The organism is Oleiphilus sp. HI0079 (assembly GCF_001635105.1).
The window spans coordinates 1-784 of the sequence record NZ_LWFT01001089.1; the positions used below are offsets into that span (position 1 = coordinate 1).

Consider the following 784-nt stretch of genomic DNA (forward strand, 5'->3'; position numbering starts at 1 on the left):
ATTCGCCAAATTGAGAAACTGGTTGAAAGCGCGCGACAAGGGCACAAGTTGTTCGTCTGACAATCCGGACAAGAGACCCACCAATTCCTCACTGGCATCTCCAACCGGTACGTCTCGATCCGCTTTCGCAGCTTGTCGAACAGCTTCTACCAGATCAAATAGTTCCTGACCGTATTGCTCCTTAACATTGTCTCCAACCAAATTGCCCAATAGACGGACATTTTCACGTAGCAAGGGATGTAATTCAGACAAACTCGACCTCCGATTGTTAACGCATACTGACAAAAATAAACGCGGGATGCTGACACTTACAATTTCACACAAAGCTATGACATGCAATATGAAAAAGACATCCAAAACTGCTTTTCAATTCAATGTTTCGTACTACGATTAGTAGACGAGAGCCGGCTAGGACACCTTGAGTGACGTGACCTGGACAAAAGCCAAGCTGCAGCAATCGAAGTCCGAAACACAGGAAAAAACAATGAAAATTAAAGAGTTAACTAGGTACTGGGAAAAACAGGCGAAAGCCACCATGACAGAGAGCGAGTATTCTTTCAGGCTGCCCATCGAAGACGCAGCGAAAATTGAAGCTCTCGCAGAAATGTACCCAAAGCGCACGCAAAGCGAGATTCTTGGCGAACTCCTTTCTTCCGCACTTGAAGAGTTAGAAACAAGCCTTCCTTATGTCGCGGGTAACAAAGTCGTAGCAAGAGACGAGATGGGCGACCCAATGTACGAAGACCTCGGTCCAACCCCAACATTCCTCGACCTGAGCAAGAAA

2 protein-coding genes are annotated in these 784 nt (G+C 46.4%); one reads left to right on the plus strand and one right to left on the minus strand.

Annotated elements, in window-relative coordinates; all coding sequences use genetic code 11:
* Positions 1-252 (minus strand): phosphoenolpyruvate carboxylase (locus A3750_RS19350; RefSeq protein WP_156498760.1); only part of this gene is annotated, 252 nt, incomplete at its 3' end.
* A gap of 232 nt (positions 253-484) precedes the next feature.
* Here A3750_RS19350 and A3750_RS19355 point away from each other — a divergent pair.
* Positions 485-784: hypothetical protein (locus A3750_RS19355; RefSeq protein WP_082873360.1), on the plus strand; the 300-nt coding region annotated here is incomplete at its 3' end.